This is a genomic window from New Jersey aster yellows phytoplasma (assembly GCF_002554195.1).
Taxonomy (GTDB): Bacteria; Bacillota_I; Bacilli_A; order Acholeplasmatales; family Acholeplasmataceae; genus Phytoplasma.
Genome location: NZ_MAPF01000048.1, coordinates 1 through 7443 on the forward strand (window position 1 = coordinate 1; position 7443 = coordinate 7443).

The 7443-nt window shown below is 23.6% G+C and carries 5 protein-coding genes and 4 pseudogenes; 3 read left to right on the plus strand and 6 right to left on the minus strand.

The features are described from left to right. The first annotated feature begins 723 nt into the window (after positions 1-723). Positions 724-1349, plus strand: a pseudogene (locus tag BBA70_RS01865) (sigma-70 family RNA polymerase sigma factor). Positions 1350-1729: 380 nt separating this feature from the next. Here the strand turns inward: BBA70_RS01865 and BBA70_RS01870 are convergent. Beyond that, positions 1730-2516, minus strand: a pseudogene (locus tag BBA70_RS01870) (IS3 family transposase); the annotation flags it as partial. 165 nt (positions 2517-2681) lie between these two features. Between BBA70_RS01870 and BBA70_RS01875 the strand changes: the two are divergent. Both BBA70_RS01875 and BBA70_RS01880 read left to right on the plus strand, forming a co-directional pair. Further along, positions 2682-3307: pseudogene (locus BBA70_RS01875) on the plus strand (hypothetical protein). Between the two features lie 424 nt (positions 3308-3731). After that, positions 3732-4699, plus strand: a pseudogene (locus BBA70_RS01880) (IS3 family transposase). Between the two features lie 474 nt (positions 4700-5173). Here BBA70_RS01880 and BBA70_RS01885 read toward each other — a convergent pair. The 5 genes from BBA70_RS01885 to BBA70_RS01905 all read right to left on the minus strand — a co-directional run bounded on the left by BBA70_RS01885 (position 5174) and on the right by BBA70_RS01905 (position 7287). Further along, entirely contained in the window at positions 5174-5527 is a 354-nt protein-coding gene (locus tag BBA70_RS01885; RefSeq protein WP_011412647.1) for an SVM family protein, read from the minus strand. Between the two features lie 113 nt (positions 5528-5640). Continuing rightward, on the minus strand, positions 5641-5943 hold the full coding sequence (locus BBA70_RS01890) for an SVM family protein (protein WP_011412648.1): 303 nt from the start codon (positions 5941-5943) through the stop codon (positions 5641-5643). Beyond that, positions 5936-6427, minus strand: coding sequence for an SVM family protein (locus BBA70_RS01895; RefSeq protein WP_252861553.1), 492 nt, complete (start codon positions 6425-6427; stop codon positions 5936-5938). The genes BBA70_RS01890 and BBA70_RS01895 overlap by 8 nt, the downstream gene beginning before the upstream one ends. A gap of 84 nt (positions 6428-6511) precedes the next feature. Then, positions 6512-6886: an SVM family protein gene (locus BBA70_RS01900; RefSeq protein ID WP_041639848.1), complete on the minus strand. Its 375-nt coding sequence runs from the start codon at positions 6884-6886 to the stop codon at positions 6512-6514. 35 nt (positions 6887-6921) lie between these two features. Next, positions 6922-7287: an SVM family protein gene (locus BBA70_RS01905; RefSeq protein WP_011412651.1), complete on the minus strand. Its 366-nt coding sequence runs from the start codon at positions 7285-7287 to the stop codon at positions 6922-6924. Positions 7288-7443: the final 156 nt, after the last annotated feature.

Genomic DNA, 7443 nt, shown 5'->3' on the forward strand with positions numbered 1-7443 from the left:
CAAAAAATAAATAACAGAGCCACCAACAGCAACACTAAAATCATCTTTGCTATTTCTTTTATTTTCCCCCCACATACTTTCACTAGGATCCATTAATTTTGACCAGTAAGACTTGTTATATAACTTTTAATATATCCTATAATAGTATAAAAAACATCAATAAAATTTTTAATATTTGCATTAAAAAATACAAAAAATGAACTAAATAATTTTAAAGGATAAATTAAAGTTGTCAAATGTTCCCACATAAAAATAAATATAGTTTTTATAATATTATAAATATTAATAAAATTAATATTCCAACCAACATTAAAACCAAATAAAAAAGATGATTTAGTAAGAAAAATATTATAAAATAAATCATATAATAAATAAAAAAACTTTAAAATCAAAAGAAATTAAATATTTTAAAAATTAAAATTAAAAAATCATTTTCAGTATCATCAATAGATTCCGTAATTAAAGGATTTTTTATATTATTTAATTGTTTTTTTAATTTTAAATTCTCTTTTAAAATTTCATCTAATTTTTTATTATTATCTTTTTCATCAAAAATACCCTCAGAAAAATTAAGACCTCCATGTTGAGGTGTTCCAAAAGTTTAGACACTTTTTACTTTTTAAAAATTCTTTAAGGCTAACTATTAAGTTAGTCTTTTTTTGTTTCAAGACTGAAAAATAATTTCATATCTTTTCTAAAAAAATGTTTTTAGAAAGGAATTGAATGTTAAGACAAAAATTATTTAAAGATTTTTTAAAAAATAAAAAGAATTTAGAAATTCGTAATCAATTAATCGATTTACATTTGCCCTTAGTAAAAAAACTAGCTTATCATTTTAAATATTGCCCTAAAGTTTTAACTAAGGAGGATTTATATCAAGAAGGGATTTTAGGATTAATCAAAGCTCTAAATAATTACCAAGATTTAGGTTATGACTTTATCGCCTATGCAACACCAACAATAAAATCAGCAATCAATGAACTAATAAGAAAAAGCCATTCACCTTCAATTCCCCAAAAAACAACCAAACCAAACAATATCAGTTTTAAAGAAGAACAATACAAACAACCTAATTGGGATAAAATCCTTAATCCGCATCAATTATGGCTAAAACAAGTAAAACATGAATTATTAATAAAAAACTAAAAACTAAACTAAGTAAAAATGAATTCAATGTTATTTGTTTAAATTTTGGTATCTCATTAGAAAACAACAACAAACCTAATCAACAACCCCTATCCAATCATGCAATCGCCCAAAAACTTAATTTAAAACTCTCACAAATTGAAGATTTAAAAGATAATGCAATTAGAAAACTAAACCCAAATTATAAAAATAAGGAGAAATAAAATGTTAAATAAAGTCCAATTAATCGGTAATATTGCGCTGTTCCGTTTTTTAATACAACTTTTGTCTCTAAAATTATTCTTTAAAACTTAAAATTAAGTGATAATTTCATATCTTTTCAAACTAACAAAGTATTTTCATTAGACGAAAAAAGTGTCTAATGTTTTTTATATAATTTGCTAGTTTCAAAAGATATTTATACTAATATTTTACCCCTTCACTATATAGTTAGGTAAAAAAAGTTAAAAAGTCGTCAACAAAATGAAAAGAAAATGATGTTTATTATTAATAAAAACATTTTATTGAAAAAAAGGCGCAAAAAAGATACCTTTTTAAAAGGTCTATTTTGAAAGCTATTTTTTTAATTGTTTTATCTTAAACTTTACGCATATTGGATAGGTGAAAGATAGTTTAATTTAGCTAAAATCCATTTTTTATTCCAAAAAGCAGGCAATTGGTTAATGATGGTTTTCATTTTTGTCATTGGATTTTGAAATAAAAAAGGATCGCGATAAAATAAAATACTTTTCATTTGGCCGAAAAAGTTCTCAATGACGGCGTTATCACGAGGGGCGGCTTTTCTCGGCATGATGATTAAAAAAACCCTTTTTTCGTTAAATTTTGTTGGACTTTTTGTGATTGGTAAACTGTTCCTTGATCTGAGTGAATAATACAAGGTTTTTTTAGTTTTGGCATTTTTTTGATAGTATTTAAAACTAAATTTTTATTTTGATGATTAGAAATATGAGAAGCGACTATTTGATTGTTAAAAGAGTCGATAATACATGAAAAATATAAAAAACCTTGTGGAGTTTTAAAATAAGTGATGTCGGTAAATAGTTTTTGCATCGGTTTATAAGTTTTAAAATCTTGATTAATTAAATTAGGAACTATTTTTAATTGAGATTTTAATTGTTGATAATGATATTTATTTTTTTGCTTCTTAAACGACAACAAATCCCTTTTTCTTTCATGATGAAATAAACTTTTTTCTTAGTGATGGGTTCATTAAAGATTTTTTGATATAAATGAGTGATTTTACGATGGCCAAATAAATATTCATGCATTTTACATAAAGATTCAATACGTTTTTGTTTTAAAAGATATTGTTCTTGTTTTATTTTAATTTTATGGTTAACTTTTAACCAATAATAATAAGTACTCCTTTTAGACTAAACTAACCAATTATGGGACTAAGAATCCATAATATTAATAAATGCCATCCAACATATACCTAAAAAATATTTCAATATTCAAACTTGACCTTCAATTGAAGGTCTTTTTTTTATATCAAAAATAACAAAAAACTAAAAACTAACTAAAAGGAGAAAAATATGAAAAAAGAAATAAATCAAGGAATCATTAAGGGCGGTTGGGAAACAAAATCAACCCCCAAAGACTTAGTTCAAATCAAAAACTTTTTACAAACATTAAAAGGAGAATTATTAAATATTACAATTGTTTCTCATTCTAAAAAGAAAAATTCCTATCAACAAACAAACTACCGCCCTAAAAACCAAACTCTATTTGTAGACCCTCAAATCTTAGATGAAATGAAAAAGTATAGAATAGAAATAATCAAAAATCACTCTTCCGAAAACGATAATAATCTAACCCTTACCAACCCAATAACACCCCAAAACACCAAAATAATACCCTTAAAACACATTTCCCTATCTTCCAAATTAATTATCTTAACGAACAAAAAGATTATATTAAAGAATTAATAAGTAAGATAACCATAGACAAACTAGAAACTTTAAAATTATATAAATTAGATGCTAAAAAAGTAGATAAATATAACAATCCTATAAAAACAAATTATAAAAAAGGATTAAATGTTATTTATTATCAATCGGAAGATTTAAAACACATCAAATTATTTTTAACCAAAAATAAACAGGGCTATCGGGTTAAAAAAATACATCCCATGTATAAATATATATCTAAAATCAAATAAACACTTAACTAACAGTTTTATAACACTTCACTAACAGTTTTATAACACTTTCAATATTTAAAATTCTTTGACAAAACCAAACATTTTTAAGGAGTGATATTTTATATATTATATCGATAATGATAATGATACTCGATATTTGATATTATCGTTGTATCTTTTATCTATCATTATTATTTTTCGATATATAAATAACTCCCTATTTTTCCTTTACATTATTAAAAAGAGTTGTTAAAAATTATCCAAACACAATACCCTAACGCGCTGAAGCGCTAATAACAATCATAAGTACACATAAATAAAAGAAGAAGAAAAATAAAAATCCCCCAGTTGCGCGCTACCCCCCTTTTTTTAAATAAATATAATCATTCAGAGTTATAATGGTTATGTATATGATATAAAAAAAGGAAACAATATTTAAATCATGAAAAAAATAGCTAAAATAATAAGAAAAAGAGAAACAAAAAAATAAATTATTACAAACTCTAATGAAAAAAACCAAAAAACTGATAAAAAAACTGTTTTCGAATTAGTTAAACAATTTAATCAAAAACTAAATTTAACAACCATTTTAAAAACTATCAAAACCAAAAGAAGCACTTATTATTATTGGTTGAAAGTCAAAAATAAAATAAAAGCCAAAAAAAGAAAAATACTTATTACAACAAAATCGCATCAAAGCTTTATGTTTACAAGAAAAATATTTTTGCGGTCATCGTAAAATCACTGATTTATACCAAAAAACTTTTAACGAAAACATTACCAAGAAAAAAATTTATACTATTATGAAAGAAAACGGTATTTTTTGTCGTTTAAGAATTAAAAAAAATAAATATTATTATAAAAATAATTTAAAAGCTAAATTAAAAGTGGTAGACAATTTAATTAATCAAGACTTTATATCAACTAAACCCATGAAAAAACTATTTACCGACATCACTTATTTCAAAACTCCCCAAGGATTTTTATATTTTTCTTGTATTATTGATTCTTTCAACAACCAAATTATCGCTTCCCACACTTCCAAACATCAAAATAAAGAATTAGTTTTAAACACCATCCAAAAATTACCTCTATTAAAAGAACCTTGTATCATTCATTCCGACCAAGGCACAGTTTATCAATCACAAAAAGTCCAACAAACACTAATTAAAAAAGGTTTTTTTAATCAGCATGTCGAGAAAAGCTACTCCACGTGATAACGCTGTAATTGAAAACTTTTTCGGCCAAATGAAAACTATCTTACAACATCAACATCCTTTTTTATTTCAAAAATCACCTGAAAAAGTTAAAAAAATAATCAATTATTTCCCTAAATTTTGGAACAATCAATGGATTTTAGCTAAATTAAATTATTCATCACCTTCTCAATATTGTCAAAATTTTAGATAATAATTTTTTTATTTCAAATTTTCAACCTTGAAAAAGGTTATCTTTTTGCGCATTTTTTTAATCAAAATAACATAATTACGCAAAAAAATAATTATGTTTTCATTTTCTTAACGGAATTTTAACTTTTTTTACCTAACTATATAGTGTAAAGATAAAAATATTTAATAAAAATATCTTTTGAAACTAATGAATTATTAAAAGTTTTAGAAACTTTTTGAAATTTAAAAAAAATATTTCCTTAGTTTGAAAAGATATGAAATTATCTACTTAATTTTAAGTCTTAAAGAACAATTTTAAAGACAAAATTTGTCTAAAAAAACGGAACAGCGCATTGATTTTAATCATGATTTGTTTGCCTCCTTTGGTTTTTAGTTTAATGACCTTGTAAGTTGTTGTGTGTTTGGGTAAAAGAAAAAGACCCTGGGAGAGGTCTTTTTTGTGAATATTATTTAATTTTATTTTAGCGTTTGGGTGTTATCGATTTAGGGGGTTATTTGGTTGATTAGGGTTGATGGGTTGTTGCCCGATAATTCTTAATCTATCATAAAGATTGTTTAGCTCTAAATATATCGCTCGGTTTCTGATATTTAATTCTAAGTTTGCAAAAGATCTTATTGGATTTAAACTCATTTGGTTGGATAATTGTTTTTTTTCTAAAGCTAATTCCAAAATTCTATTATTAATTTCTCTTATTTCATTTCTTATTTCATTATTGTTATTATCGTTATTCATCGCCATTAATTGTTGATTATTTATTATAAATAACAATCCTACAAAGATTATTAAACAAAGATAAATTATTTTACATTGAGTTGTTGATTTTAACATTAATTAAATCTCCTTTTATTTATATTTAATTAATATATTTAATTATTATTTAATGTTTTATTAGAATTATTCGATTGGCCTTGGAATGTTTTGGGTTTCTTGTGTTTGGGGGTTTATTGTATGATGTCTCGCATTTGAATCTGTTGCATTATCATATATATTTCCATATTTATCTTAACTATTTCCGTTCTAACATGACATAATCTTTCAATATTTACATTATTTCTTGGTTCTTGAGATAGTACTATTTCTTGTGACTTTAATTCATTTTTTCTTTCTTCTAATCGGATCTTTTGTGTTTCTAAAGTTATTCCAGGTAAAGCATACAAACATTTAGTATTAAAAATAAATAATAAACCTATAAAAGTAAATAAAAAAACACTTATTATTTGAAATTTATTTTTTAATTTAATCATTAATTATCACTCCTTTATTTTTAGAATCATTCTTTTTATAACTTTCTGGTTTATCAACCGAATATATATTAGAATTGTTTTTTGTTAAATTAATATATTGAAGATCGCCAGATAAATTATTATTATTTTCTGTTAAAGAATGTAAATTATTTTGAAAACTTTCTGGTCGATTATCATATGGCGTTGATAATTGATGATTATTTTTTCTTTTATTATATTTTTGAATTGTCTTTTGTAATACAAGTTTGTTTATACAAAAGTTCTGATTTTTTTCATTATTGAATTTGAAGTTTGTTAATTCGTTTTGTATTGAAAATTCTGCTTGTACATATAAGGCATATTCTTCATCATTGGAAATTTCATTATTATTGCTATTTTTATTTCCCATCGCCATAATATAATTATTACTAGTAATTAAAAATAATCCTAAACCAAAAAATACAAATATATTTAAGAATAATAAATGATGTTTAATTTTAAACATTAATAATGCTCCTTTTATTTTTAATCCCTCAGTTGAGGTGATTTAGTAGAGGGAATTGAAATTTTAATAATTGATGTTGATTATTCAACGTCTTCTGTTATTAGAGTTATTTAATTGATTGCGATTGTTTTCGTGAGGCATAGCATTATGTAAAATAATCTGTTGATTTGAGATACGTTGACTTAATTGTATATTTTGTCTTACAAGATTATTAATAATTTCTTTGGAAGCATTATTATTTCTAGCATTAAAAATTTGTTGGACTATTATAGCTTGTTCGCGATTCATTTCTTGTAAAATGCGCGCTTGAGTTTCAAAATTAGTGTTATGATGACCGTTATTTGGTGTTGCATTACCATTATGCATCGCCATTAATGGATTATTAAAAATAAATAATATTCCTATAAAAGTTATTAAACAAAGATAAATTATTTTAATTTTTTTTTGTAATTTAATCATTTTCAAATATAACTCCATTCTTAATTCGTATAAAATTATTTTTTAGAATCATCAGGTTGTTTTGAAGAAGAACCTTCTTCTTTTAAATTTTTCGTTTCCTCTTCGGCTTTTTGTTTTAATATTTCCATTAATTCAGGGTTTTCTAAAATTTTTATAATTTCATTATTTTTTTCAATTGAATATTCTTTAAATTCTTTATGTATTGTATAAAATCTTTTTATATCTTCTTTTTGTTTTTTGTTTTTTTCTTCTGATTTATTAATTTTCGGAATATCTCTTTTTTTATCACTAGATTCTTTTTTAGGTGAAGCTATTACTTGATTTATATTAATAAATAATAAACCTATAAATACAAATAAATAAATACTAATTATTTTAAATTGATTTTTTAGTTTTAACATTAATTAAATCTCCTTTTGTTTTACCCCTCATTTGGGTTGATTTCGTAGAGGGAGTTGAGAGAGGATAGGGCTGATTGTTTGTATTCTTTTAACCTTCTATCGAAAGATTTAATAGAATTATTTTTCAAGCCTTCAGCACCTTCGAGTTGGTTGGTT

Excerpts from the sequence above, each read along its gene's own strand:
- BBA70_RS01900 (WP_041639848.1), bottom strand. The coding sequence starts at position 6,886 with ATGATTAAATTACAAAAAAAAATTAAAATAATTTATCTTTGTTTAATA.
- BBA70_RS01895 (WP_252861553.1), bottom strand. The coding sequence starts at position 6,427 with ATGTTTAAAATTAAACATCATTTATTATTCTTAAATATATTTGTATTT.
- BBA70_RS01890 (WP_011412648.1), bottom strand. The coding sequence starts at position 5,943 with ATGATTAAATTAAAAAATAAATTTCAAATAATAAGTGTTTTTTTATTT.
- BBA70_RS01905 (WP_011412651.1), bottom strand. The coding sequence starts at position 7,287 with ATGTTAAAACTAAAAAATCAATTTAAAATAATTAGTATTTATTTATTT.
- BBA70_RS01885 (WP_011412647.1), bottom strand. The coding sequence starts at position 5,527 with ATGTTAAAATCAACAACTCAATGTAAAATAATTTATCTTTGTTTAATA.